The sequence below is a fragment of the Curtobacterium poinsettiae genome (genome assembly GCF_047226435.1).
GTDB classification, from domain to species: Bacteria; Actinomycetota; Actinomycetes; order Actinomycetales; family Microbacteriaceae; genus Curtobacterium; species Curtobacterium poinsettiae.
Genome location: NZ_CP178434.1, coordinates 34,792 through 61,042 on the forward strand (window position 1 = coordinate 34,792; position 26,251 = coordinate 61,042).

The window sequence follows — 26,251 nt, forward strand, 5'->3', positions numbered from 1 at the left end:
TCAGAACGCGGCGAGGGCGCCCTGGAGCATGTCGTGGCCCTGGGCCTCGAAGCCCTCGTCGCCGACCGCGTAGGCCCAGGTCGCCGTCCCCACTGCTTCGCGGAGTTGGAGCCAGCGCCACGCGTCCGGAGTGCGCGGATCGTCGCCGTACCCGTCGAAGAACGCCGCTTCGAGCCTGGGATCGTGCTGCCAGTGCAGCACCGCGAGGCGGGTGAGGTCGAAGGACGCGGGGCGCCAGCCGAACCGGCCGAAGTCGATGACGCGGAGCCTGCGGTGGTGGTCGTCGCGGGCGTCGCGGGCGTCGTTGTCCACGATCCAGTTGCGCGGGTGGAAGTCGCCGTGGGTCGGGACGAGGGACTGCGTCGTGCGGTCGGTCGGGAGTGCGCGCAGGGCCGCTCGTGCGCGGGCGACCACGTCGTCGGGGATCCGGTGCGGTGCGTCGAGGGCGGCCAGTGCCTTCGCCTGCTCGTGCTGCAGGAACGTCGGGTCCTGGCGGGTGTCCTGGTCGTGCAGTCGTCGGAGCACTGCGCCGGCCTGACGGTGGACGTCTGGATCGTGCTCGTCCGGGGTCCCGAGGGCGAGGTGCCCGGGGACGCGTTCGAGCACGAGGACGCGGTGCTCCTCGTTCGCCGCGACGAGGGCACCGGTGTCCCCGCTCGCTCGGAGCGCGGCGGTGGCGGTGCGGTGCGCTTCGAGCTCGCGGGGGAAGTGGGTGTTGGTCGGGCCGGAGGCCTTCACGGTGAAGCCGTCGTCGCCAGCGCGGATGTGCAGGACCCTGGTGTCGAGGAGCCCCCACGAGTCATCGGCCACGACGACGGCATCGGGGAGCGTCTGCTGCACGAACGCGATCTGGTCGTCATCGAGTCCGGTGTCCCCCCAGTGCATGGCGGCACGTTACCGTCCTGCTCCGACAGCTCGGGAGGCTGCAGCCCGCGTCCGGTGTCCGGATCGCGCGGATCGTTGCAGTACCCGTGAAGATCACCGTTCCGAGTCCGGCGCCTTGGGGGCGCGGAACCCCGGTGTTTCTGGGCCGGTCTTATCGGTTCCATCATGCAACTATCGACCCCCCGATGTGGGGGAGCATGCGTGAGCGAAGCTCCGTAACGTGCTGTGTGGCTGCACAGCACCGTCGCAGGGACTGGTGAGCTGCAGCAGCCGCAAGAGGGGTTTCTTTAGCGTGTTCGCTGCGTCGTGGTCCGGTCGTGTTCGTGGAGTGATGCTGGCGGTGGTGGCGTTGGTCGCCCTGCTGGGTTCGTTGTTGGTGGTGGTGTCGCAGCCGACACCGGCACAGGCTGTGGTGACCGGGACGGGCGGGCAGTACGTGCCGATGCCTTCGAACGCCCGCGTGCTGGAAGGTGCGACGTCGGCAGGGACGTTCCGCACGGTGAAGATCGCCGGAGCCGCCGGGCTCCCGTCGTCGGGGATCGGCGCCGTGACGATGATGGTCACGGTCGCTGACCCGAAGGGGTCGGGGCAGCTGCAGATGCGTGCCGACGATGCCGACACGACGACGCTGCTGATGATCTACAACTCCGGTGTCGGTGGGAACCGGTCGAACACCGGGCTGCTCGCGGTCGCGGACGACGGCACGATCCAGGTGCGGACCGAGACGGCGCAGTCGAAGGTCATCATCGACATCACCGGCTACTACACGTCGACGAAGAACGGTGTCTCGGCCGGTGGGTTCGTGGCGATGTCCCCGTCGCGCGTGCTCGACTCTCGTGGCGGGATCGGTGGCGCGCAGGGGCAGATCCCCGCGGGTTCGCAGCGCACGATCCAGGCGACGGGCTCGAACGGCATCCCCGAGGGTGCCGCGGCGGTCGCGGTGAACATCATCGTCATCAACCGATCGGGCAAGGCCGGCTACGTCCGTCCGACGCCCACCGGTGAGACCCGGAGCACCGGCGTCCTCAACTACAACTCGAATGAGGACCTCGAGACGGCGATGAACGCGCAGGTCGCGTTGAACGCCGACGGGAAGTTCAGCATCGACACCGCCGCGGAGGGCGGGAAGATCGACCTCGTCGTCGACATCCAGGGCTACTTCCTCAAGTCGAACCCGGGCGGTGGTTTCACCCCGTTGAACGGTCGCCTCATCGACACCCGCAAGACCGCGAGCATCGCTTCGGGTGCCTCGTTCACGGTGCAGGTCGGTGGCGTCCAGGGCGCCCCGACCGTTGAGGGCGGCTTGTCGGCTGCCGCGGTGACGTTCACTGCGGTCAACGACAGCGGTGCGGACTCGTACGCGAAGATGTGGGCCGATGGTGCGGCTGAGCCGACCTCGTCGGCGATCAGCAGTGACAAGACCTCGAAGGTGTCGAACACCGTGGTCGCTCCGATGGGGGCGAACGGGAAGATCCGCATCAAGAACATGGGCAAGGGGGCGATGGACTACCTCGTGGACCTGCAGGGTGCGTACAACTCGCTGCCCGGCGGCCCGGGTGAGACGAACCGGACCGGCAAACGAACCTCGGCGACGACACTCCCGTTCCCGATCACGGACCAGACCAACGCGTCCGTCGACGTCGGCACCGGCAACCTTCTGGTCAGCACGACTGCGATGAGCCTGCCGGGAGTGACCGAGAACACCACGATCGGCGCCGCGTACAACTCGCGCAGCACCACCGTCGGTGACACCAACACGATGGACGCGAACCGGTGGCAGTACGCCCTCGCCGGCGCTGGGGACCTCACCGCGAACGCCGACGGTGTCATCTACACGGACGCCGTCGGGACGACGTGGCAGTTCCGTCCGTCCGGGGCGCAGGGCGCTTTCACCAGCCCGGCTGGTCTGCAGCAGACCCTGACCCGCGTCGACAACAGCACGACGCACGAGTACACGTTGAAGGGGTGGACGTCGAACTCGACGACGCACTTCAACCTCGCGGGTCAGCCCACCTCGATCGTGGACCGGAACAAGAACCAGATCAGCTTCAACTCCGACGAGCCGGGCTTCACCCTGAAGTCCCTCGTCTCGACCGCGGGTGTCACCGGGGCCCGGACGGCGAACTCGTCGTACGCCAACGGTGTGCAGACGTTCTCGCAGACCAGTGGCTCGAGCTCGCGGAGCGTGTCGTGGACGAAGAACAGCACCGGCGACATCACCACCTACACGGACGCGCTCGGCAAGAAGACCACGTTCGCGTACACCAGCGGAAACCTGACCTCGATCACGGCGCCCGAGGGTGGCGTGACGGCGTTCACGTACGACTCGTCCGACCGGGTCACGAAGGTCGAACAGCGCAACACCACTGCCGGCTCGCCGGGGACCGCTGTGACGCGATTCTCGTTCAAGGACGACACCACCACGCTGGTTGCTGACCCGCGGTCCGATCAGTCGGTCGCTGTGGCGGACACGAAGTACACCAACTACACCCTCGACGGGAACGATCTCGTCACGAACGTCGTCGACGCCGCGAAGCGGGAACAGTCCCGCTCCTACAAGTCCACGAACAACGGCGTCGAGAACTCGAGTGTCGGCGCGGGCGCAAGCGCATCGACGTCGAAGAACACCTACGGGGCGAACAACGAGCAGTCGCTGACGCAGTCGGAGTCCGGCGCGGGCACGAAGAACTCGGCGACGTACGGTTCCGGATCGGCTGCCTACCTGCCGTCAAAGGTCACCGACAGCTCGGGTAATGAGACCAACTACGGCTACGACGGCCCCGGCAACCGAACGTCGACCGCCACGGGCGGCTCCGGTCCGGAGGCGGCGAAGGCAGAGCTCGAGTACAACAAGAAGGGCACCGACCCGTATGCGTGGGGTGCGGTGAAGTCCGCGACGGCTCCCGGCGACGGTGATCGGAAGACGACGTATTCGTACGACACCCACGACCAGCTGCTCGCCATCACGGCGCCGGCCAACACGGTCGGGGAACAGAAGTACTCCTACGACGACTTCGGCCGTGTGAAGAACCACACCGACGGTGACGGCGGCGTCACGACGTACTCGTACGACAACGACGACCGGCTGCTGACGACCGCGTTCGATGACGGCACCGCAACGGTGACGAACACCTACGACGGGAACGGCAATCAGCTCACCGAGCAATCCGCGACCGGCACCATCACCAACACCTACGACCAGCGGAACCGGCTCACCTCGACCGTGAACACCGCCGGCGGTGGCACCGTGTCCTACGGCTACGACCTCGCCGGCAACACGGCCAAGGTCACCGACGCCCACGGCACCGTCACGCACGACTACGACGTCGCCAATGTCCTGACCCGCACCACCTACCCGACCGCGAACGGCGGTACGGCGAAGCAGGTCTACAAGAACGACGACCACGGCCGCCGCACCGACGCCTGGCTCGGCGCTGTCGAGAACACGGATCCGACCAAGGACCCGACGTCGTGGCAGGCGCACCAGACGATCACCTACGGCGTGTCCGACCACGTCACCGGTGTTCGCGCCGTGAACGCCGACGACCCGTCCAAGCCCGTCGTGAGCCTGACGTACTGCTACATCACCGGGATCGACGCCGGGGGCGACTGCTCGGCGACGAACAGTGCGAACGCCACGGACAAGATCCAGTGGGTCAAGGACAACGTCACCCAGCAGACCACCACGTACACGTACGACTCGAACAGTCGCCTCACCAAGGCCGCGCAGGCCGGCGGTGCGACGAACATCACGTGGGCGTACACCTACGACGCGGCCGGGAACCGGCTCACCGCCAAGCGCGGCGGCGACGTCACCAGCTCGCAGACGCTGACCTACAACACCGTCGGGCAGATCACCTCTGACGGCTACGCGTACGACGGTGTCGGCAACTTGGTGAAGGCGCCCGGGCAGACGTTCACCTACAACGGGGCGCAGCAGATGACGTCCTCCACGAAGGACGGCGTCACCACCCGTTACGAGTACGCCGGCGGCAACATGAACAAGCTGCTCTCGCAGGCCACCGACGGGGGAACCGAGTACGACTACACGTATGGCACGTCCGACTCCAACGGTGTCCCCGTGATCACCAGCCGCACCATCGCGGGCACCGGGACTGCGTCGGTCATCAGCGACCCGGGGAACGGGCAGCCGCTGGACCTGCAGACCACCGACGGCACCACGAGCATGTGGGTCATCGACGGCAGCGGCAGCCCGGCCGCCGCGATCGCCGACACCGGGAAGACCGCGTACACCGTCTCCTACGACCCCTACGGCGTTGAAACCGTGACCGTTGGCGGCGACAGTGCGCAGTGGCAGCAGAACCCCTACGGGTTCAAGGTCGGGCTCCGCTCGAGCAACACCGACACCGGGCTCACCAAGTTCGGCTACCGTTGGCAGTCCAGCATCACTGGGGCATGGATCGAACGCGACACCCTCGATGCACCCCTCAGCTCAACGAACGCCAACCGCTACGCCTTTGCGGGTGCCGATCCGATCAACGGCAGTGATCCGACTGGCCTCTATAATTGGAGGCTGGCGGGAGCGGACTTCCTTCTTGCAACAGGCGTCGGAACGGGGATCGGGGCTGCGGTCGGTTGCATCGCCACCATCGCAATTGGGTGTGGGCCAGGTGCAGGACCGGGGGCTGCAATCGGCACTGCGTTGGGTGCAATATTCGGTGCCGGTTTCGTGCTCGGCGCGTCCCTTGCTGGAGGTTATAGTGAGTAAAAAACAATCCAACCCGAAACGCGATCGCATTGTCGCGATTTCGCCTGCTCTTGTGGGTGTCCTCGTTATTGGACTAATTGTCGGACTGCAACAGGTTGACATAGTGTTTGCGCTGATCATTCTTGGCGCTTTCGTAGTAGCCGTTTTGCCGCCCATCTTGGTTGTGCTCAAATTAACACCGGACGATTCGCAGTAGTTGGTGCGAGCGACCGCTCCATCGGTTGAGACCTCCACTACTGGTCCAGCGGTCGCCGGGTGAGGACGGTGCGACCATCGCCGAAGCGATCAAGGCTTGGGCTGTCCGGTAGCCGGTCGTTCACCGCACGGTCTGCGCGACCCCACTGGGGTGTGGAACGGACCGGAGGAGCTTCGTCTCGACTCCGGTCCGCACAGGAGCTGGTGCGACCCCTGCGCGCGACCGTAGCCCTAGGAACACGATGGCGCCGGCAACAGTCCGCGATCCGACGCGCCCGTGCCGAGCGCCACGGTCAGATCTACGCGAGGGCGCCAGCCGTCGCGGCTGCTCCCCCGATCGAACGGTGCAGTCGCGCGCGGAGCGTTTCACCCGTGTAGCGATCCTCCTCGATTCCTCCGACAACCGATCACTCGGCCGCGGTTGAACCCGCGATAGGGGTGTGAATCATCAACAGGACACGAAGTAAAAACGAACAGAAGTTAGTGGCTGGGGTGATGGGCGTAGCGGCCGTGATCATTGGAATTTACGCTGTGCTTTCTTTCGTAGAGGGTAGTTTATGGCGTGGCTCCCTAGCCGTAGTGAGTGCTGCTCTCCTCGGATATTTTGCGATAGGCTTAGCGTTCCCAAGTCGCACTAAGCATCGCTGATGGTTTGGGTGCTCACCGAGATATAGCGTTGCATAGCACCGGCAAATCAGCGACCCGGGCACGGGGCAGCCGCTGGACCTGCAGACCACCGACGGCACCACGAGCATGTGGGTCATCGACGGCACCGGCAACCCTGTCGCCGCGATCGCTGACACTGGCAAGACCGCGTACACCGTCTCGTACGACCCGTACGGCGTCGAAACCGTCACCGTCGGCGGCGACAGCGCGCAGTGGAAGCAGAACCCCTACGGGTTCAAGAGTGGTCTCCGCTCGTCCAGCACCGACAACGGGCTCACCAAGTTCGGGTACCGCTGGCAGTCCAGCGTCACGGGCGGGTGGATCGAACGTGACACTCTCGACGCGCCCCTCAGCCCGAGTAATGCCAACCGCTACGCGTTCGCGGGAGCTGACCCCATCAATAAGTCAGATTCCTCGGGTCGTAGCGTCGGGGGAGCGGCCGTCAATGCGGGTGTGGCGACAATCGCTGCCGTCGGGACCGCCGCAGTTTGCGCGTCAACCGCAGGAATCGGTTGCTTGGTGGGTGGAGTGGTCTTGGGTGGAGTGTTCGGAGGTTTTGGCGGTATCGCCCAGGAAGCAGTTGAAGGTGGAGATAACTATGGGCAGGCGGCACTCGAAGGAACGGTAAGCGGGGCTATTGGAGGCTTCGGCGGTGGCATCGCCGGCAAGCTGATCAAGTACCTGCCGCGTGGCTAGGAGGGCCGCAACATGTCGGGCTTTTGGATCACATGGACAGTCCTGCTGGTTATTGCAGTCGGCGCACTGGTGCTCGTTGGAGTGGGTGTCCAGCGAACAATTTCCACAGAAGGATGGCGCGACGGAAAGCTCCATCGCGGAGCCGGAGGGCGATGGTTCTGGAGTGGGATCATCGTCGCGTTGATCGACGGGGTGGCGCTGATCCTCCTTGTCCTGACGAACTAGGACGTGAGCGGCCTTTGACGGAGAAACCACGACATTCGGGCGTCGTGTCGGGGCAAGGGCGCATGGTCGATCAGGTGAAGGGGACTGGAAGGCCGCAATGTCTGCGAGCAAGTCCATCGTGAGCCCGATCATGCGGGTGAGTCGATTTCGCAAGAGTGGGGGGCCGATGGCAGCGCAGCCTGGTCGGAGCCCTCGCACTCAGCCCGAGTCGTGGATTCTCTAGGATCGACCCATGTCCACGACCATGCCCGGCTTCGGGACGGAGCGCATCACGCAGCTCGGCCTGCGCGACCGCGTCTACGACCGGGTGCTCGAGGTCCTGATGGGTCACGACGTCGAACCGGGCATGCGGCTGTCGATCGACGGCCTCGCTCGCTCGCTGGGGGTCTCGCCGACCCCGGTCCGCGAAGCCCTGGTGCAACTCGAACGCACCGGCCTCGTCACCCGTGAAGCGAACAAGGGGTACCGGGTCTCCCCGCCCCTGGCCGGCGACCAGCTCGAGGCCCTGTTCGACGCCCGGCTCATCGTCGAGAGCGGCGCCGTCGAACTCGCGGCCCGCGGCGACGTCGACGGCCTGCGCGAGCGGCTGGCGGCAGCGCTCGACGAGCAGGCGGCGGTGGCCGCCGAGGTCGCGTCCGTCGGTGCTGCGCACGCGCCGGAAGAGCTGATGGCCCGCTTCTTCCGCAGCGACTGGCAGTTCCACCAGCTGATCTTCGACGCGACACGGAACCCGTTCCTCGAGGAGATGTCCGAGATCATCACGACGCGCGTGCACCGCATGCGGCAGATCGTCGAGGGCGGCGGGGACGACACGGATCGTGCGGTCCAGGAACACCGGGCCATCCTGGAGGCGCTCGCTGCGGACCCGACGTCGGCCGTCGCCGCGATGCGGCTCCACATCGACGCCGTCCGGTTGCGTTCGCGCGCGGACGCGTCCCACACGAGCTGAGGCGGAGGGGTTGCGTTCCGGCGTCGTGCGAGTATCTTTCCTATAGGAAAGAGGTTCAAGGCTGAACCACCACGACATGCAAGGGAGCATTCCGTGACCACTCCACAGGACTGGGTCGACCAGGATTGGGACCCCACCACCTGGACGTCGGAGACCTGGCCGGTCGCCGCGTGCCTGCACGGGTTCGCGCAGGTCACCCGCGACGGGACGGCATTCCACGACGCCCCCGCCGAGGTGTGGGACGAGGTGTTCGGGCAGATCGAGGCCGTCGGCTTCTCGCTCGCCGAACTCGCCGACAGCCACATCCGGCCCGCTGACCTCGAACCCTCGCGCCGCGACGAGCTGTTCGCCGTCGCGAAGGCGCACGGCATCGGCATCCCGTCGGTGCACCTGCAGCGCAAGAGCGTCATCCAGCCCGGGCACGAGGAGGAGAACCTCGCCTACGCCCACCGCACCATCGACGCGGCGGCCGAGTGGGGCATGCAGGTCTTCTCGACCGGGCTGCACCAGCCGTTCACCGACGCCCAGAAGCGCGCGCTGTGGTTCTGGACGGCGCCGGGCCCGAAGGACCCGGACGACCCCGAGGTCTGGAACGCCGCGGTCAAGCGACTGCGGGAGCTCGGCGAGCACGCTGCGAGCGTCGGGCTGCCGATGGCGCTCGAGCTGTACGAGGACACGTACCTCGGCACCGCCGACAGCGCGGTCCGCCTGGTCGAGGAGATCGGGCTCGACAACGTCGGGCTGAACGCGGACGTCGCGAACCTCATCCGCCTGCACCGTCCCGTCGAGGACTGGCGGGAGCTCTTCGCGAAGACCATGCCGCACACGAACTACCTGCACGTGAAGAACTACACGCGTGACGAGGCCGGCGACGGGAGCTGGGCGACGAGCGCGCCGAGCACCATGGAGACGGGCCTCATCAACTACCGCCAGGTCCTGCGCGACGCCGTCGCCGACGGGTTCCGCGGGATCGTCATGACCGAGCAGTACGGCGGGGACAGCCTCGGCGTCTGCGCCACCAACCAGCAGTACATCCGATCCGTCCTCGCGACGACGAAGCTCGACGCGACGGCGACCCAGACTGCAGCAACCAGCACCGAAGGAGCAATCCGATGAGCACCCTCGACATCGCCGTCGTCGGGTCCGGCTACATGGGCGGTGGGATCGCCCAGGTCCTCGCCCTCGCCGGCCACACCGTCCGGATCGCCGACGTCTCGGCCGAGATCGCCCAGCAGAACCTGGAGCGGCTGCTCACCGAGACCGCACAGTTCGTCGCCGACGGGCTGTTCCCCGAAGACGCCGTCGAACGGGTCCGCGCACACCTGAGCGCCGCCGAGTCGATCGAGGCTGCCGTCGCCGACGCCGACTTCATCGAAGAGGCCGTGCCCGAGAAGCTCGAGATCAAGCACGCGACGCTGCGCCGCATCAGCGAGGCCGCCCGCGCCGACGCCGTGATCGGCTCGAACACCTCGACGATCCTGATCGAGTCGCTGGCCGAGGCGGTCGTGGGCCCGGAGCGGTTCCTCGGGGTGCACTTCTCGAACCCGGCACCGTTCATCCCCGGCGTCGAGCTCATCCCGCACCCGACCACGAACGAGCACGCGATCGAGGTCGGTGAGACCGTCGTCGCCGCGACCGGCAAGCAGTCGGCGCGGGTGAAGGACTCGACGGGGTTCGTCCTGAACCGCCTGCAGTACGCGCTGTTCGAGGAGGCCACGAAGATCGCCGACGAGGGCATCGCGAGCCCCGACGACATCGACACCATCGTGCGGACCACGTTCGGGTTCCGCCTGCCGTTCTTCGGCCCGTTCGCGATCGCCGACATGGCCGGGCTCGACGTCTACGCGTTCTGCTTCGAGTCGCTGCAGACCCGCTGGCCCGAGCGCTTCGCCACCCCGCCGTCGCTGCAGCAGCACGTCGACGCCGGTGAACTCGGCACGAAGTCCGGCGCCGGGTACCTCGAGGTCCCCGCCGACCGCACGCCGGAACTCGTCGCCTACCGGAACAAGGCGTACGTCGCGATGCAGAAGCTCCTCGACGAGCTCGGCCCGGCACCGATCCACTGAGGCGGGAGGGACACCATGAGCGACCAGAACCAGTCAGTCGGCCAGCACCGGGACCGCACCGTCGTCCTCACCGGGGCCGCCTCACCGCGGGGCATCGGCCGCGCCACCGCCCACCACCTGGCCGAGGCCGGGTGGGACGTCGGGATCATCGACCTCGACCAGACGGCGAGCGAGCAGGTCGCCGCCGAGATCCGCGAACAGCACGGCGTTCGGGCCGTCGGCGTCGGGGCGAACGTCGCCGACGAGTCCGCCGTCCGTGCGGCCTTCGACACGATCGAGGCCGAACTCCGGCCGATCACCGCACTGGTGAACCTGGCCGGGGTCTCGTCCGCGCACGCCTACCTCGACCTGCCCGAGGGGGAGTGGCACCGGGTGCTGTCGATCAACCTCGACGGCGTGCACTTCGCCAGCCTGCGGGCGGCGGAGTCGATGGTGCGCTCCGGCTACGGGCGCATCGTGAACCTGTCGTCGGTCTCCGCCCAGCGCGGCGGCGGCACCTTCAGCAAGACCCCGTACACGGTGGCGAAGGCCGGCGTGATCGGCCTGACCCGTGGTCTCGCGCGCGAGCTCGGCCCGCGCGGCGTCACCGTCAACGCGATCGCCCCCGGTCCGATCGACACCGACATCATGGGCGGCACCCTGTCCGAGGAGCGGAAGGCCGAGATGGCCGCCGACGGCGTGCTGCCGCGCATCGGCACCCCGCGGGACATCGCCGCCGCCGTCGCGTACCTCATCAGCGAGGACGCCGGGTTCGTCACGGGCCAGACGCTCAACGTCGACGGCGGCCTGTACATGCACTAGGGCCAGCCGCCCACGGAACGCGCGCCGACCGGGCGACGCGATCCGTGCCTCCCGTCCGGACGACCGAACCGACCGCCGGACGCCAGAACGACCGCACCGTGCTCGCAAAGGAGCGAACCCGTGTCACTACCCCCTGCCCCCGCGCTCGGGTCGACGAACGACCCCGGCCTGAAGTCCGCCATCGGCAAGGCGACGAAACACCTCATGCCGATGCTCGTCATCCTGTACTTCGTCGCGTTCCTCGACCGCACGAACGTCGGCTTCGCCGAAGAGGCCCTGCGCGTCGACCGCGGTATCTCCGACGCCGCCTTCGCCCTGGGCGCCGGCATCTTCTTCATCGGCTACGCGATCTTCGAGATCCCGTCGAACCTGCTGCTCAAGCGGTTCGGTGCGCGCTTCTGGCTCGCCCGGATCGCCGTCACGTGGGGCATCGTCGCCGCACTGTTCGCCTTCACGACGAACGACACGATGTTCATCATCCTGCGGTTCATCCTGGGCGTGACCGAGGCCGGGCTGTTCCCGGGCGTGATCATGTACCTGTCCGAGTGGTTCCCGAACAAGGTGCGCGTGCGCATGTTCGCGATCTTCTACCTGGCGCAGCCGTTCTCGCAGATGATCGGCGCCCCGCTGTCCGGCGGTCTCATCAGCGTCGGTGACCAGGTCACCCCGTTCCACGGCTGGCAGGCCATGTTCGCCGGCGAGGGGATCCTCGCGGTGCTGGCGGGCATCGCGGCCCTGGTGTTCCTGACGAACAGTCCGCAGCAGGCGAAGTGGCTCGAACCGGGCGAGAAGGCGTCGCTCACCGCGGCCATGGAGCGCGAGGACACCGCCCGCAGCGAGGACGGCCCGAAGGGCATCTGGCGCGCGATGGCGAGCGGGCGCGTCTGGTACTTCACGATCATCTACTTCTGCCTGCAGGTCGCCGTCTACGGCACGACGTTCTACCTGCCGCAGCAGGTGTCCTCGCTGCTCGGGCAGGACGTCGGCTGGCAGGTCGGTCTGGTGTCCGCGATCCCGTGGCTCGTCGGACTCGTCGCCTGCTACCTGATCGGGTCGCGTGCGGACTCCGTCGGACGCCGTCGTCGCTGGGGCACCCTGTTCTACGTCACGACCGGTCTGTCGATCCTCGGCTCCGCGTGGGCGGGTGCGAACGGGCAGCCCGTGCTCGGCATCCTGTTCATCACCCTGGCCGTCGCGAGCTTCCTGGCCGTCGGCCCGATCACCTGGGCGTACCCGACGGCGTTCCTGACCGGTGCCGCAGCCGCCGCGGGCATCGGCCTGATCAACTCGCTCGGCAACCTCGGTGGGTTCGTCGCCCCGATCATGCGCACCGCGATCAACGAGGTGGTGCCCACCGACAGCGGTGCGTTCGGCATCGTCTCGCTCGGCGTCCTGGCGTTCGTCGCCGCGGTGATGATCTTCTGCACCAAGTTCTTCCGCGGGGCCAAGGCCGACGAACTGCTCGACACCTCGCACGTCCGCACCACCGACCCGAAGGGCAGCAAGCGATGACCAGACTGTTCAACGACCCGGCGGACTTCGCCGACGAGGCGACCGACGGCTTCGTCGCCGCGAACGAGCGGTGGGTGCGCGGGGTGCACGGTGGGGTCGCCCGTTCCACCACGAGCCCCGACGGCACGGTCGCGGTCGTGATCGGCGGCGGCTCAGGGCACTACCCCGCGTTCGGCGGACTGGTCGGACACGGCCTGGCCGCCGGTGCCGCGATGGGCAACCTGTTCGCCAGCCCCAGCGCCCAGCAGGTCACCGGGGTCGCGAAGGCCGCGGAGCACGGTGGCGGTGTGCTGCTCAGCTACGGCAACTACGCCGGTGACGTCCTGAACTTCGACGCCGCGGCGCGCACGCTCGAGGCCGACGGCATCCCGGTCCGGACGGTCCGCGTCACCGACGACGTGACGAGCGCCCCGGCCGACGACCGCGCGAAGCGCCGCGGCATCGCGGGTGACCTCTGCGTCTTCAAGGTCGCCGGCGCCGCCGCCGAGCGCGGTGACGACCTCGACACGGTCACCGCCGTCGCCGAACGGGCGAACGACCGGACGCGCAGCTTCGGCGTCGCCTTCTCCGGGTGCTCGCTGCCCGGCGCCGAGGAACCCCTGTTCACGGTGCCCGAGGGTCGGATGGCGGTCGGCATGGGCATCCACGGCGAGCGTGGCATCGACGAGACGGACGTGCCGTCGGCCGACGGGCTGGCCGAGCTGCTGGTGTCCCGTCTGCTCGACGAACTGCCCGACGGCGTGGCGCTCGAGGGCCAGCGGGTGGTCCCGATCCTGAACGGTCTGGGCTCGGTCAAGTACGAGGAGCTCTTCGTCGTCTACCGCTCGGTGCAGCGGCGCCTGACGGACGCCGGGGTCGTCATCGTGGAGCCCGAGGTCGGCGAACTCGTCACGAGCTTCGACATGGCCGGGGTCTCCCTGACGCTGTTCTGGCTCGACGACGAGCTCGAGGAACTCTGGGCAGCACCCGCGGACACGCCCGCCTACCGCAAGGGCGGGGCGGTCGCCGAACAGCGGGTCGACCCGTCCACCGTGGCGGCGGACGCCGAGGGCGTCGGCATCGGTCCGGCGACCGCCGAGTCCCGTGCGGTCGCCGAGCAGGTCGCCGCCGGGTTCGCCGCGGTCCGCGCCGTCCTCGACGAGCACGCCGACGAGCTCGGGCGCATCGACGCCGTCGCGGGTGACGGCGACCACGGCATCGGGATGCAGCGCGGATCGCACGCTGCCGACGTCGCGGCCGCCGACGCGGTCAGCCGCGGTGCCGGTGCCGGCACCGTCCTGCTGGTCGCCGCGGATGCCTGGTCCGACAAGGCCGGCGGCACGTCCGGTGCGATCTGGGGTGCCGCCCTGGAGGCACTGGGTCGCGTGGTCGGGGACGACTCGCGTCCGTCGGGTGCCACCGTCGCGCAGGGGGTCCGCGCGGCCACCGAGGCCGTGCTCGCGTTCGGCGCCACCGTCGGTGACAAGACGATGGTGGACGCGCTGGTGCCGTTCGACGAGGTGCTCCGCACCCGGCTCGACGCCGGGGCGGCGCTCGCCGAGGCCTGGGGTGACGCGGCCCGTGCCGCCCGTCAGGCAGCGGACGCCACCGAGTCCCTGGTGCCGAGGATGGGCCGGGCGCGGACGCACGCCGACCAGGCCGTCGGCACCGCGGACCCCGGTGCGCTGTCCTTCGCCCTCGTCGTGGAGACGGTCGCCCCGTGATCACCGTCGGGGTGTCGCTGAAGACGTACTTCTCGCACGCCCGGACGCTGTCGTGGGCGGCCGAGGTCGCCGACATCGCCCGGCGACACCCCGCGGTGCGCTCGGGTGCGGCGTCGCTCTTCGTGGCGCCGACGTTCCCGGCCCTCGTCCCGGTGCGTGAGCTGCTCACCGGCACCGGTGTGCAGCTCGCCGCGCAGGACCTGTCGTGGGCCGACGCGGGCGCGTTCACCGGCGAGGTCTCCGGCGCCGAACTGCGGGAGATCGGTGTCGACCTGGTCGAGATCGGGCACGCCGAACGGCGTTCCCTGTTCCACGAGGACGACGCGACGATCGCGGGGAAGGTGCACGCGGCGTTCCGGAACCACCTGCGTCCGCTGGTCTGCGTCGGGGAGCCGGACCGGGCCTCCGATCCGACCGAGGCCGTGGCGGCGGTGACCGCGCAGCTCGACCGGGCCGTGTCGACCGCCGTCGCGGACGGGCGCGCCGGACCCCTGACCGTCGCCTACGAACCGGTGTGGGCGATCGGCGCCCCGGTACCCGCACCGGACGACCACATCGTGGCGGTGCTCGCCGGGATCGAGCAGCACCTCGCCACCCGGCCGGAGCTGCACGGCAGCACCGTGCTCTACGGGGGCAGCGCCGGACCCGGCCTGCTCACGCGGGGGCAGGGCCGGATCGGCGGGCTGTTCCTCGGACGCTTCGCCCACGACCCGGCAGCGGTCGAGGCGATCCTCGACGAGGTCGCCGCGGACTAGTCCTCGCGGGTGCCCGCCAGCCCGTGGTCGTGTGCGTAGACGACGAGCTGCACCCGGTCGCGCAGTGACAACTTGCCCAGGATGCTCGAGATCTGAGTCTTCACCGTCGACTCGGTGACGTACTCCTTCGTGGCGATCTCGGCGTTCGACAGGCCGCGGGACGCCCACCCGAACACGACGCGCTCCCGCTCGGTCAGGGTCGCGAACTCCGGCGGCTGCGGTGCCGGGGCCCGGGCGACGTCGGTGCCGAACAGCTGCGCGAGGTCGTTCGGGGCGATGACCGAGCTGCCCTCGTGCACGGCCCGCACCGCGGCGAACAGGAACGGCGGCGTGGTGTCCTTGAGCAGGAAGCCGCTGGCGCCGAGCCGGATCGCGGTCGCCGCCGCCGGGTCGAGCCCGAAGGTGGTGAGCACGACGACGCGGGGCAGCGGCCCCGGGACGGCGCCGGAGTAGAGCTGCCGGACGGTCTCCACGCCGTCCATCCCGGCCATCCGCATGTCGAGCAGCACCACGTCGGGGCGCACCTCGGGGATGAGCGCGAGCGCTTCGGCCCCGTCGGAGGCCTCACCGACCACACGCATGTCGTCCTGGGCATCGAGCACCACCCGGAGCCCCGCGCGGAACAGCGCCTGGTCGTCGGTGAGCAGGATCCTGATCGGTTCGGTCATCGGACGGGTCCCCCTTGGACGTCGAACGGGATGCGGGCGCGTGCCGTGAACACGTCGTCCAGCACGGCGGCGTCGAACGACCCACCGAGGGCGCCGAGGCGCGAGTCCATGCCGTCGATCCCGCGGCCCGAGCCGGCCGTGGTGCCGTCACCGGCGACGTTCTCGACCTCGAGCACCAGGTCGGCGTTCCGCCAGGTCTCCCGCACGACGACCGGGTTGCCGGGGGCGCCGTGGCGCAGGGCGTTCGTGAGCATCTCCTGCAGCACGCGGCGGGCAGCGGTGCCGGTGTCCGGGCGCAGGGCCAGCGGGACCCCGCGCACCGTGCGGTCGACGTCGACCCCGGCGTCGCGGATGCCCTGCACGATTTCCTCGAGCGACCCCGGGCCGGTCGCCTCGGCGGAGCCGTCGATGTGCCCGAGGACCTGTCGGACCTCGACCAGGGAACTCCGGGCGGTGCTCGCGATGGTGGCGCTGACCGCTCGGATGCGCGCCTCGTCGTCGAGGAACGGCACCGAGTCGGCCTGCGCGATGATGACCGCGAGCGAGTGGCCGACGACGTCGTGCACGTCGCGGGCGATGTCCGCGCGGATGCGTTCGGACTCGGCGACGTCGATGGCGCGGGTGGCGGTGGCCTCGGCCTCGGTGGCGACGGCCTCGGCACGCGATGCCGCGGCCTCGGCATCGGCACGGCGCTCCGACTCGCGGTCGCGGGAGCGGAAGGCGCGGACGGCGACCCCGCCCGCCCAGACACCGAGCAGCGCGGTCACCGGGGCGGCCATCGCCAGGAACGCCTGGTCGCGGGGACCGTTGATGAGCACGAGGAACCGGAAGCCGGTCGACGCCAGGTAGACCGTCGCCCCAGCGCCGGCGACGACCGCGAGCACACCGGAGACGACGACCTCGGTGCGGGTGCCGACGACCGCGGCGGTCCCGATCACGACGAACATCGCGAGGTCCACCAGCGACGGGCGCTCGCCGCCGCCGACCTGGATCACCCCGAGGACGACGACCATCGCCATCGCAGCGGACGGGGAGATGCGGCGCAGGGCGATCGCCACCGAGGCCGACAGCACCGCGGCGAGGCTCGCGTGCTCGAGCTCGAGGTCGATGGGCAGCAGGAAGACGAACGCCGCCAGGGCCGCCCAGGCCACGTCGACGGCGATCGACCGGGTGGCGAGCGGCCGGAGGAACCTGCCCCGTTCGGTCACGGCTCGATCATCGCATGCCGCCCACGCCGTGCAGCGCGGACCGACGTCACGCGCCCGCGGTCATGGCGGCGAGGGCGATGACGGTCGTGGTGACGATCGCGGCGCAGAGCAGCAGCGTGGCGATCGTGTGCTTCGTCGAGGACTCCATGTCACCAGACTCGTGGCGCGGAGTCGCCGGGGCATCGGGCGCAGGGGCGAAGCGCTTCGTCCCTGCGGGTGAAGCGAGGGGCGATCACCCGGTACTCGGGGATCAGACGACGACGGATCCCAGCTGCCGGTGCGCGATCGAGACGGACTCGCCGGACACCGCGTTCAGCGGCGACGACAGGAACGCGACGAGGTCGGCGATCTGCTGCGGTGTCGAGTCGCCGGGGCCACCTGGGCGGACCTCGGCGGACGGGGTGTCCGTCACGGTCCCGGGGTTGACGACGTTCACCGTGACCCCGGTGCCCGCCACGTCGTCGGCCAGGTTCTTCGCGATGACGCTCACCGCAGTGTTCCGGAGCGACGCCGTGATGTTGCCGGAGAAGTAGGCGTTCTGCCCGCTCACCACGACCACGCGACCGAACCCGGCCTCGCGCTGGGCGGGGAGCACGGCGTTCGCGACGCGGAGGAACCCGAGCGCCTTGCCGTCGATCGCGTCGAGGACCTGCTCCGGGTCGGACTTCCGGGCCGGGTCGAGGGTGCTCGCGCTCGGTGCAGCGGTCACGACCAGCACGTCTATGCGCCCGTGCCGCTCGAGGACGGCGGCGATGCCAACGTCCACCGACTCCTGCGAGGCGGTGTCGATCGGCACGCTGCCGTCGGAGTCCTCGGCGCTGCGGGAAGCGACGACGACGGTCGCCCCCTCGGTACGGAGGCGGTCGGCGACGGCGGTACCGATGTACCCCTTGCCTCCGACGACGAGTGCGACACGGTTCTTGAGTTCGAGGTCCACGCGGCCACGCTATGCCGGGACGGTGCGGTCTGCCCGCCCGTCGCGCACCGGAGCCCCCACCCGATGGCGGCAGGAGCTCCGGTGGTCAGATCTTCGTCCAACGAACTTACTCTTGAGGAATCACAAGCAAGCCGTCAGGTGTGCATGGCGGTGGGTATCGCAACGGAACGAGGTGGACGTGGGCTCACGAGCAGCTGGAAATGTCGCGACGATCATCGCCGCAGGGTGTTTGGTACTGCTCCTCGTCGTCGTCTGGCTCCGCGGACAGCAGTCGATCGGAGACGGGTTCGCGATCCCCGTCGTGTCCGTGCTCGTTCTCGGGTTCACCGGCTGCACGGTGTGGGCCGGGGTCGTCGCCTTGCGTCGACGCGGGAGAGGACGCTGACGCCCGTCTGCGCGATCTGGCTTTCCTTGAGGCGGCGCTGAGGCGGTCGCGCCGACCATCGCACACGGACCCGCTCGATCGACGGGCACCCGCTGGAGTGAAGGAGAGCCACGTGTACTTCCACAAGCAGGAACTGCAGTTCACGGCAACGCCCGACAAGCCCGACGCGATCTACGCCCGCAAGCTGCAGGAGGTGCTCGGTGGCCAGTACGGGGAGATCTCCGTCGCCATGCAGTACCAGTTCCAGGCGTGGAACATGCACATCCCCGGCAAGTACCGCGACATGGTGTTCGGCATCGGCGCCGAGGAGATGGGCCACGTCGAGATGCTCGCGACGATGATCGCGCAGCTGCTCGAGAAGTCCCCGCTCGGCATCACCGAGGACGCGCTGCAGGACGACCCCACGGTCGCCGCGATCGTCGGCGGCACCGACGTCCAGCACGCGATCGTCGCCGGTGCGGGTGCCCGTCCGGTGGACAGCAACGGCAACCCCTGGCAGGGCTCGTACATCACCGCCAGCGGCAACCTGCTCGCCGACTTCACGGCGAACGAGAACGCCGAGATGCAGGGCCGTGTGCAGGCCGCCCGGCTCTACCACATGACCGACGACCACGGCGTGCGGGACCTGCTGTCCTTCCTCATCGCCCGCGACACGATGCACCAGAACATGTGGGCGACCGCCGCCGCTGAGCTGCGCGAGCAGGGCGTCGAGGGCTTCCCCGTGCCGAGCAACTTCCCGCAGTCGAAGGAGAACCAGGAGGTCAACTACCAGTACCTCAACTTCTCCGACGGTGCCGAGGCGAAGAACGGCCCGTGGGCGAGCGGCCCCTCGTTCGACGGCAAGGGCGAGTACTCGTACCACGACGGCCCCACGACCTCGGTCCCGATGCCCCCGCCCACCCACCCCGACGTCCGGCTGTACGGCACCACCGAGCTGCCGAACGTCGTCGAGAAGACGGCCGGCCTGGTGCAGGACACGCTGCACAAGGAGTAGTCCCGCAACCCACGGAACGACGGGAGGCCCGGCGCACGACGTGCACCGGGCCTCCTGTCCGTCAGCGGGTCACCGCACCGACGGGGTGGACCCGCCCACGGTCATCAGCGCCCCCGTCTCGGGTTCTTCGTCACGCGGCGCCTCGAAGATGCCCGAGTAGGCGCGGACGGCACTCCACCCCGCGATCAGCAGGGCCGTGCCGAGCACCGACGCGACCCAGGGCGCCAGGAGCGACTGCTCGAACAGCCGGGGCGCGGCGACCCAGGCCAGGAACGTGCCGGTCAGGCTGCCGGTGGCCCCGAGGAGCACGGCGGTGCGCCGGTCCAGGCTCGTCAGTGCGAGCGCCGCGGTGACGACGAGGACCGCGACCACCGCGTGCAGCAGGACGGACGTCATCGCTCAGCTCCTCACCCGGCGGCGGTGCCGGAACCGGCGGCACCGGAACCGACCGCGAGCTGCTCGGACCCGCCACCGACGGTGACGGCGATCTTGCGCGGCTTCGCGGACTCCTTGACGGGGATCGTGACGCTGAGCACGCCGTTGTCGTACCCGGCGGTGATGCGCTCGGCGTCGAGGCCGTCGCCGAGCGTCAGCTGCCGGACGTACGTGCCGGGCTGGCGCTCACGGGTGAGCCACTGCGAGCCCTCGGGCGCGCCCAGGGTGCGCTCGGCGCGGATGGTCAGGACGGAACCGTCCACGTCGATGTCGACCGAGCCCGGGTCGATGCCGGGCAGGTCGACGTCGAGGACGTAGTGGTCCCCGGTGCGGTACAGGTCCATCGGCATCGAGCGCGGGCCGGCGGCGGTGCCGAGGAGCGAACCCGCGAGTCGGTCGAGCTCGCGGAACGGATCGAAGTTCATCGTCATCGAAATCAACTCCTTCGTGGTTCTCGTTGAGTCCCCTCGACTCAACTGCCACCGTTTTAGCACTCGACCCTGGCGAGTGCCAAAAGAACGCTCAGAGGAAGCCGAGAACCACGCAGCGCGCAAAACGTACACAGCGCGAATGGTTCGTTGAACTGACCGTTCACTGTGTGAAAGAGTTCAGCCGTCCGAACGGGACACACGGCAAGCAAGAAGGGCGGGACAGGACATGCACAGCACGTACTCCGGGATGCCTCGGGTCGCGACGATCGGCAGCAGCCACACGCGCGTCGGCCTCACCGACCCGGCGGTCATCGACGCGTACGTCGCGCGTCGCATCCAGGACCCCTCGCTGCTCGCCGGTCGCTCCGAGCCGTCCTACGCGGACTTCTTCACCACGCCTGCCGTATAGCAAGGAGCGCATGACCCCATGCCGTTGACCGTCGTCCGTCGAGAGCACGTCCACCTCTACACCCGCGAACCCGAGTCGCGGGCCGCGAAGACCGCCGTCGACGCGTTGCTCCGCCTGCAGCACGCCGAGGACCAGCAGATCGAGTCCGCCCGCATCGACAGCGGCCTGACGAAGAACGAGTTCCTCGCCGTCCGGTACCTGCTGCAGGCCCACCGGGACGGCCGCACGACGGGCCCGAAGGACCTGGCCGTCATGCTCGCCGTCTCGAACGCGTCGGTCACCAAGATCGTCGACGGGCTCGTGCAGAAGGGGCTGCTGTCCCGCGCGGCGCACCCCACGGACCGCCGTGCGCAGGTGCTCGCCCCCACGGACCAGGCCACCGAGAAGATCGACGCCTCGTACGCACGGTTCCACGAGGCCGTCGTCCAGGTGCTCGAGCAGCTGCCCGACGCGGACAACGCCGTCCTCGCCGACTCGCTCACGAAGATCGTCGACGCGCTCGCCGCGGGCTCGCCCGCGCCGGTCGACGAGTACACGGTCGACGACCAGGACTGACGCGAGCGCGCCCGGCTGACGCGACCCGACGGGTGCGGCGCGACCGCGATGCGGACGGGAGGCCCGTGGTGCGCCCGCCACGGGCCTCCCGTCCGACGGTGGCGTAAAAACCTTCCAACGGTAAGTTGGGTGCATGACCCACCCCGCGGACGACGCCGACGCGGCCCAGCCGCGCCGCGGCGGGTACCGCAAGGGCGCCGAGCGGCGCACCCAGATCCTCGACGAGATGATCCGCATGGTCGCGGAACAGGGGGTCGACGCTTCGTCGCTCCGTTCCGTGGCCGAGGCCCTCGGGATCACGCACGCGGCACTCCGCCACTACTTCCCGAGCCGCGACGAACTGCTGCTCGCCGTCTACCGGGAGCACGAGGTCCGCGAGCAGGGCGCACCCGACCGGATGAAGTCGGCGATCGGCGACATGCGCGAGAGCGCGTCGCGCAACCGTGCCGTGCCGGGGCTGGTGCAGCTGTACACGACCCTCGCCGCCGACGCGGTGCAGGAAGGCCACCCGGCCACGCGCGACTTCATGCGCGAACGCTTCGCCCGGCTGCGCGCCGAACTCGCCGTGCTCATCGAGGCGGACCAGGCGAGCGGACGGATCCGCACCGACCTGGACCCGGTCGACCTGGCGAGCCTGAGCATCGCGGCGTCCGACGGGCTGCAGGTGCAGTGGCTGCTCGACCCCGACGCCGTCGACGGTGAACGGGTGCTGCGGTTGCTGGAGCAGCTGGTCCCGCCGGTGCGCTGAGCGGCCAGGGGTACGGCCAGACTGCCGGTGGCACAGCGACCGGCCGGTAGAAGGGCAGCATGACCACTTCCACGCGCACCCCGCTCGGCGTCACGCTCGTCGACGGGGGCGCCAACGTCGCCCTGTTCTCGAGCACCGCCGAGCGCGTCGAGTTCTGCACCTTCGACGACGACGGCACCGAGCACCGCACCGAGCTCCGCAACCGCACCGGCTACACCTTCCACGACGTCGTGCCCGGCGTGGCCGTCGGCACCCGCTACGGCTTCCGCGTGCACGGCGCGTGGGACCCGGCGAACGGCCTGCGTCACAACGGCGCGAAGCTCCTGCTCGACCCCTACGCCACCGCGATCGACGGCGAGTACGAGTGGGGCCAGGCGCTCTTCGGTCACGACATGAACGACCCCGAGCAGCTCGACGACACCGACTCGGCCGGCGCGATGCCCAAGTCCGTCGTCGCCGACCGGTCCTTCGACTGGGACGGCGACAGCCTGCTGCGGACCCCGCTCACCGAAACCGTCGTGTACGAGGTGCACGTCAAGGGCTTCACGAAGCAGCACCCGGACGTCCCCGAGGAGATCCGCGGCACCTACGCCGGCATGGCCCACCCGGCGGCGATCAAGCACCTGACCGACCTCGGCGTCACCGCGGTCGAGCTGCTGCCGACGCACCAGTTCGTGCAGGACTCGACGCTGCTCGACAAGGGGCTCCGCAACTACTGGGGCTACAACAGCATCGGCTTCTTCGCGCCGCACGACGAGTACTCGTCCTCGGGCACCGCCGGGCAGCAGGTCGCCGAGTTCAAGTCGATGGTCAAGGCCCTGCACGCCGCGGGACTCGAGGTCATCATGGACGTCGTCTACAACCACACCGCCGAGGGCAACCACATGGGCCCGACGCTGTCGTTCAAGGGGATCGACAACCAGTCGTACTACCGGCTGGTCGAGGGTGACGAGGCGAACTACTTCGACACCACCGGCACCGGCAACAGCCTGAACGTCGGACACCCGGCAGCGCTCGGGCTGATCATGGACTCGCTCCGCTACTGGGTCGAGGAGATGCACGTCGACGGCTTCCGGTTCGACCTGGCCACGACCCTCACCCGCCAGGACGGCGAGGCCGAGAAGCACTCCGCGTTCCTCGACATCATCCACCAGGACCCCGTGCTGCGCGAGGTCAAGATGATCGCCGAGCCGTGGGACACCGCCGGCTACCAGGTGGGCGGGTTCCCGGCCGACTGGTCCGAGTGGAACGGCAAGTACCGCGACGACCTGCGCTCCTTCTGGCGTGGTGACGAGGGTGCGCTGGGCGACGCCGTCCAGCGGGTCCTGGGCAGCCCGGACGTCTACGAGGGGTCGCGCCGATCACCGCTCTGCTCGGTCGACTTCGTCACCGCCCACGACGGTTTCACCCTGGCCGACCTGACGATGTACGCCGACAAGCACAACGAGGCCAACGGCGAGGACAACAACGACGGCGAGAGCGACAACACCTCGTTCAACGGCGGCATCGAGGGCCCGACCGACGACGGCGCGGTGAACGACTACCGCGACCGGCAGCGCCGCAACTTCCTCGGCACCCTGCTGCTCTCCGCCGGCGTCCCGATGATCCTGGGTGGCGACGAACTCGCCCGGTCGCAGGGCGGCAACAACAACGCGTACTGCCAGGACGACGAGATCTCGTGGTTCGACTGGGCCGCCGCCGACAACGACCTGCTCGCCTTCACCACGGCGGCGATCGCGTTCCGTCGACAGCACCGGGCACTGCGTCCGGAGTGGTTCCGCACCGCGCCCGGTGACTCGGAGTCGACGGTGAGCGTGCTCCGCGCCGACGCCGCCGGGTTCGAGGACGGCGACTGGGCGGACGGTGGCAACCGGGCCGTGACGCTCGTGCTGCACCAGGGGGACGACACCGTGGCCGTGCTGCTGAACGCGTCGGGCACCACGGTGGAGTTCACGCTGCCGGAGCGTCCGGGCGGCGGCAACTGGTCGCTCGGGCTGTCGAGCGACCCCGACCAGGCCGTGGTGGGCGACGCGGCGACGCTGCTCGTGCGCGACGCGTCCTTCACCGCGCTGGTCTGACGCGGGGCGCGGCGCTCGCGCGGGCTCGCTCGCGCGGGCGGGGCGCTCGCGCGGCTTCGCTTGGTGAGCAGAAATGGTCGGGTTCCCGGTGGGGACCCGACCATTCCTGCTCACGAAGTGGTGCTCGTGGTGCGCGCGGCGCTCCTAGGCGTTCGCGCCCGCGGTCAGCACGGCTGCCGCGGGGTCGAAGTCCTCGGGCAGCGGCGGGATCGCGTCCACGGTCGACGTGATGTCGACGGCGGAACCCGACTCGGCCGCGTCACGGATGCCGAGCAGGACGTCGAGCACGTGCAGCGCGACGGCGCCGGAGGCACGCTCGGGGCGGTCCTCGGCGATGGCGCGGGCGAGTTCGACGACACCGGTGCCACGGCCCCAGGTGGAGCCGACCGCCTCGAGCGTCTCGGGCTCGTCCTGCCCGTAGCGCCAGAGCTGCGACGAGCCCTCGAAGGTGTTCGGGTCGGGCAGCGAGATCGTGCCGAGCGTGCCGTTGATCTCGACGAAGCCCATGCGCGGCAGGGCGTGCTGGAACGAGAACGTCGACTGTGCGGACTGCCCGCCGGCGAACTCGATCAGGGCCGCGTGGTGCGTCGGGACCTCGACCGGGAACGTCTCGCCGGCGCGGGGGCCGGACGCGATCGTGCGACGGTCGAGCGACTTCGACGAGACGGCCTGCACGCGCGAGGCGGTGCCGAACGCGTGCACCAGGGTCGTCACGTAGTACGGGCCCATGTCGAACAGGGGGCCGGCACCGGTGGCGAACAGGAAGTCCGGGTTCGGGTGCCACGCCTCGGGTCCGGGGACGTGGAACAGCGTGGTCGCGGAGAGCGGCTCACCGATGTCGCCGCGGGCGATGGCACGGAGCGCCGTCTGGATGCCCGCGCCGAGCACGGTGTCCGGAGCGGTCGCGACGCGCAGGCCCTTGGCCTTCGCCGACTCGAGCACCGCCGCGGCCGACGCGTGGTCGGTGGCGATCGGCTTCTCGCTCCAGACGTGCTTGCCGGCGTCGATGATCTGCTGGTCGACCTCGGCGTGTGCGGCCGGGATCGTCAGGTTGATCACGATCGAGATGTCGTCGCGGGCGAGGAGCTCCTCGACCGTGCCGGACGCGGCAACGCCGTACTCCGCCGCCTGGGCAGCAGCGCGGTCGAGCAGCACGTCGGCGACGAAGCGGACCTCGACGTCGGCGAACTTCGTCAGGTTCTCGAGGTACTGGGTGGAGATGTTGCCGGCACCGATGATGCCGATCCCGACGCGGCTCACTTGTCGTTGTCCTTGAGCCAGGTGAGGGACTCGGTGATGCCCTCGAAGACGTCGCCCTTGTACGCGTCGAACTCGACCACGCGGATGGCCTCGGGTGCGGCGGCGAGGATGGCGGCCACGTCGACGTCGCCCTGGCCGGCGGGGGTCTGGTTCTCGAAGGCGCGCTGCAGTGCCTCGGGCACGATCAGGGCGCTCTCGGACGAGGGCAGCGCGGTGCGGATGTCACCGTCGACCTTGCCGTCCTTGACGTGGATCGCGACGACGCGGTCGCCCAGGCCCGTGAGCACGGTGGGGGCGTCGGCGCCACCGACGGTCGCCCAGAAGGTGTCGACCTCGAGGACGGTCTCCGGCGACAGCTGCGACACGAACAGGTCGTAGACGGTGCGGCCGTCGACCTTGTTCGTGAACTCCCACTGGTGGTTGTGGTACCCGAACTGCAGGCCACGGCCGGCGGCCTCGGCGGTCAGCTCGTTGACGCGCTCGGCGATCTTCGCGACGTCGTCGGCGGTCTGCCAGCGGTCGGTCGGGATGAAGGGGTCGATGACGGTGTGGATGCCGAGGCGCTCGGCGGCGTCCCAGATCGGCGCGGTGTCCTCGGCGTCGATCACGGCGACGTGGCCGGACGGAGCCTTGAGGCCGGTGGCCGCGAACGCACGCTCGAGGTCGGTGGCGCGCTCGACGAACGCGTAGGGCTCGACGTTCTCGTACCCGATCTCGGCGACACGGGCGATGGCCTTGTCGAGGTCTTCGGCGATGGCGTCGCGCAGCGAGTACAGCTGCACAGAAGTGGTGGGCATTGCAGAGGCTCCTTCGATCCTGTCTGGGTGTCGCGGCCCGTCGAGGAGCGATGCTCCGCGGCGAGATCGATGACGACGCTACCCCAAAAACCACCCGGTGTGTAGTTTTTGCTGCCCCGTGTGACGCGGCCCGGACGGCCCGCGCGTCACGGCCCGTGAGGGGC

General features: G+C 69.4%; 22 protein-coding genes. 14 read left to right on the top strand and 8 right to left on the bottom strand.

Features of this window, described 5'->3' with window-relative positions:
* Positions 1-885: a phosphotransferase gene (locus tag ACL00U_RS00160; protein ID WP_412873675.1), complete on the bottom strand. Its 885-nt coding sequence runs from the start codon at positions 883-885 to the stop codon at positions 1-3.
* Between the two features lie 343 nt (positions 886-1,228).
* Here ACL00U_RS00160 and ACL00U_RS00165 point away from each other — a divergent pair, with 343 nt between their 5' ends.
* The 9 genes from ACL00U_RS00165 (at position 1,229) to ACL00U_RS00205 (ending at position 15,182) form a co-directional block, all read left to right on the top strand.
* A complete protein-coding gene (locus tag ACL00U_RS00165; protein WP_412873676.1) occupies positions 1,229-5,614 on the top strand; it encodes an RHS repeat-associated core domain-containing protein in 4,386 nt (1,461 codons plus the stop codon).
* Positions 5,615-6,562: 948 nt separating this feature from the next.
* On the top strand, positions 6,563-7,171 hold the full coding sequence (locus ACL00U_RS00170; RefSeq protein WP_031260109.1) for an RHS repeat-associated core domain-containing protein: 609 nt from the start codon (positions 6,563-6,565) through the stop codon (positions 7,169-7,171).
* A 457-nt stretch (positions 7,172-7,628) separates the two neighbouring features.
* On the top strand, positions 7,629-8,345 hold the full coding sequence (locus tag ACL00U_RS00175) for a GntR family transcriptional regulator (protein ID WP_017887786.1): 717 nt from the start codon (positions 7,629-7,631) through the stop codon (positions 8,343-8,345).
* A gap of 93 nt (positions 8,346-8,438) precedes the next feature.
* Complete coding sequence (locus ACL00U_RS00180; protein ID WP_274008157.1) at positions 8,439-9,461, top strand: sugar phosphate isomerase/epimerase family protein; 1,023 nt, start codon at positions 8,439-8,441, stop codon at positions 9,459-9,461.
* Positions 9,458-10,411: a 3-hydroxyacyl-CoA dehydrogenase family protein gene (locus ACL00U_RS00185; RefSeq protein ID WP_412873677.1), complete on the top strand. Its 954-nt coding sequence runs from the start codon at positions 9,458-9,460 to the stop codon at positions 10,409-10,411. The genes ACL00U_RS00180 and ACL00U_RS00185 overlap by 4 nt, the downstream gene beginning before the upstream one ends.
* Before the next feature lie 15 nt (positions 10,412-10,426).
* The gene (locus ACL00U_RS00190) at positions 10,427-11,212 is read left to right on the top strand and encodes an SDR family NAD(P)-dependent oxidoreductase (protein ID WP_412873678.1); all 786 of its coding nucleotides are present in this window, start codon (positions 10,427-10,429) and stop codon (positions 11,210-11,212) included.
* Positions 11,213-11,332: 120 nt separating this feature from the next.
* A complete protein-coding gene (locus tag ACL00U_RS00195; protein ID WP_412873679.1) occupies positions 11,333-12,724 on the top strand; it encodes an MFS transporter in 1,392 nt (463 codons plus the stop codon).
* Entirely contained in the window at positions 12,721-14,427 is a 1,707-nt protein-coding gene (locus ACL00U_RS00200) for a dihydroxyacetone kinase family protein (protein WP_412873680.1), read from the top strand. The genes ACL00U_RS00195 and ACL00U_RS00200 overlap by 4 nt, the downstream gene beginning before the upstream one ends.
* Positions 14,424-15,182 carry a triose-phosphate isomerase family protein gene (locus tag ACL00U_RS00205; RefSeq protein ID WP_042538028.1) on the top strand — a complete coding sequence of 253 codons (759 nt, stop codon included), beginning with the start codon at positions 14,424-14,426 and terminating at the stop codon, positions 15,180-15,182. Before ACL00U_RS00200 ends, ACL00U_RS00205 begins: the two co-directional genes overlap by 4 nt.
* Here ACL00U_RS00205 and ACL00U_RS00210 read toward each other — a convergent pair.
* The 3 genes from ACL00U_RS00210 to ACL00U_RS00220 all read right to left on the bottom strand — a co-directional run bounded on the left by ACL00U_RS00210 (position 15,179) and on the right by ACL00U_RS00220 (position 17,995).
* Positions 15,179-15,850 carry a response regulator gene (locus ACL00U_RS00210; protein ID WP_056072621.1) on the bottom strand — a complete coding sequence of 224 codons (672 nt, stop codon included), beginning with the start codon at positions 15,848-15,850 and terminating at the stop codon, positions 15,179-15,181. The two genes, ACL00U_RS00205 and ACL00U_RS00210, sit on opposite strands and share 4 nt — an antisense overlap.
* Positions 15,847-17,058 (bottom strand): sensor histidine kinase, encoded by a 1,212-nt coding sequence (locus ACL00U_RS00215; RefSeq protein ID WP_236558901.1) that lies wholly within the window; start codon positions 17,056-17,058, stop codon positions 15,847-15,849. The genes ACL00U_RS00210 and ACL00U_RS00215 overlap by 4 nt, the downstream gene beginning before the upstream one ends.
* A 250-nt stretch (positions 17,059-17,308) precedes the next feature.
* A complete protein-coding gene (locus ACL00U_RS00220; RefSeq protein WP_017887776.1) occupies positions 17,309-17,995 on the bottom strand; it encodes an SDR family NAD(P)-dependent oxidoreductase in 687 nt (228 codons plus the stop codon).
* A 497-nt stretch (positions 17,996-18,492) separates the two neighbouring features.
* Between ACL00U_RS00220 and ACL00U_RS00225 the strand changes: the two genes are divergently transcribed.
* Positions 18,493-19,374, top strand: coding sequence for a manganese catalase family protein (locus ACL00U_RS00225; protein ID WP_214532050.1), 882 nt, complete (start codon positions 18,493-18,495; stop codon positions 19,372-19,374).
* 69 nt (positions 19,375-19,443) lie between these two features.
* Here ACL00U_RS00225 and ACL00U_RS00230 read toward each other — a convergent pair whose 3' ends face one another.
* Positions 19,444-19,770, bottom strand: a complete 327-nt coding sequence (locus tag ACL00U_RS00230; RefSeq protein ID WP_042538024.1) for a hypothetical protein — start codon at positions 19,768-19,770, stop codon at positions 19,444-19,446.
* An 11-nt stretch (positions 19,771-19,781) separates the two neighbouring features.
* Positions 19,782-20,240, bottom strand: coding sequence for an Hsp20/alpha crystallin family protein (locus ACL00U_RS00235; protein WP_412873681.1), 459 nt, complete (start codon positions 20,238-20,240; stop codon positions 19,782-19,784).
* Positions 20,241-20,466: 226 nt separating this feature from the next.
* Here ACL00U_RS00235 and ACL00U_RS00240 point away from each other — a divergent pair, with 226 nt between their 5' ends.
* The 4 genes from ACL00U_RS00240 to glgX all read left to right on the top strand — a co-directional run bounded on the left by ACL00U_RS00240 (position 20,467) and on the right by glgX (position 24,030).
* A complete protein-coding gene (locus ACL00U_RS00240) occupies positions 20,467-20,649 on the top strand; it encodes a hypothetical protein (protein WP_017887771.1) in 183 nt (60 codons plus the stop codon).
* Positions 20,650-20,667: 18 nt separating this feature from the next.
* Positions 20,668-21,204, top strand: coding sequence for a MarR family winged helix-turn-helix transcriptional regulator (locus ACL00U_RS00245; RefSeq protein WP_056072603.1), 537 nt, complete (start codon positions 20,668-20,670; stop codon positions 21,202-21,204).
* A gap of 133 nt (positions 21,205-21,337) precedes the next feature.
* Positions 21,338-21,952, top strand: a complete 615-nt coding sequence (locus ACL00U_RS00250) for a TetR/AcrR family transcriptional regulator (protein ID WP_017887769.1) — start codon at positions 21,338-21,340, stop codon at positions 21,950-21,952.
* 59 nt (positions 21,953-22,011) lie between these two features.
* A complete protein-coding gene (glgX, locus tag ACL00U_RS00255; RefSeq protein WP_071249939.1) occupies positions 22,012-24,030 on the top strand; it encodes a glycogen debranching protein GlgX in 2,019 nt (672 codons plus the stop codon).
* 144 nt (positions 24,031-24,174) lie between these two features.
* Here the strand turns inward: glgX and ACL00U_RS00260 are convergent, their stop codons facing one another.
* Both ACL00U_RS00260 and ACL00U_RS00265 read right to left on the bottom strand, forming a co-directional pair.
* Positions 24,175-25,290 carry a Gfo/Idh/MocA family protein gene (locus ACL00U_RS00260; RefSeq protein ID WP_017887767.1) on the bottom strand — a complete coding sequence of 372 codons (1,116 nt, stop codon included), beginning with the start codon at positions 25,288-25,290 and terminating at the stop codon, positions 24,175-24,177.
* Positions 25,287-26,087, bottom strand: coding sequence for a sugar phosphate isomerase/epimerase family protein (locus ACL00U_RS00265; RefSeq protein ID WP_031260100.1), 801 nt, complete (start codon positions 26,085-26,087; stop codon positions 25,287-25,289). Before ACL00U_RS00265 ends, ACL00U_RS00260 begins: the two co-directional genes overlap by 4 nt.
* Positions 26,088-26,251 lie beyond the last annotated feature (164 nt).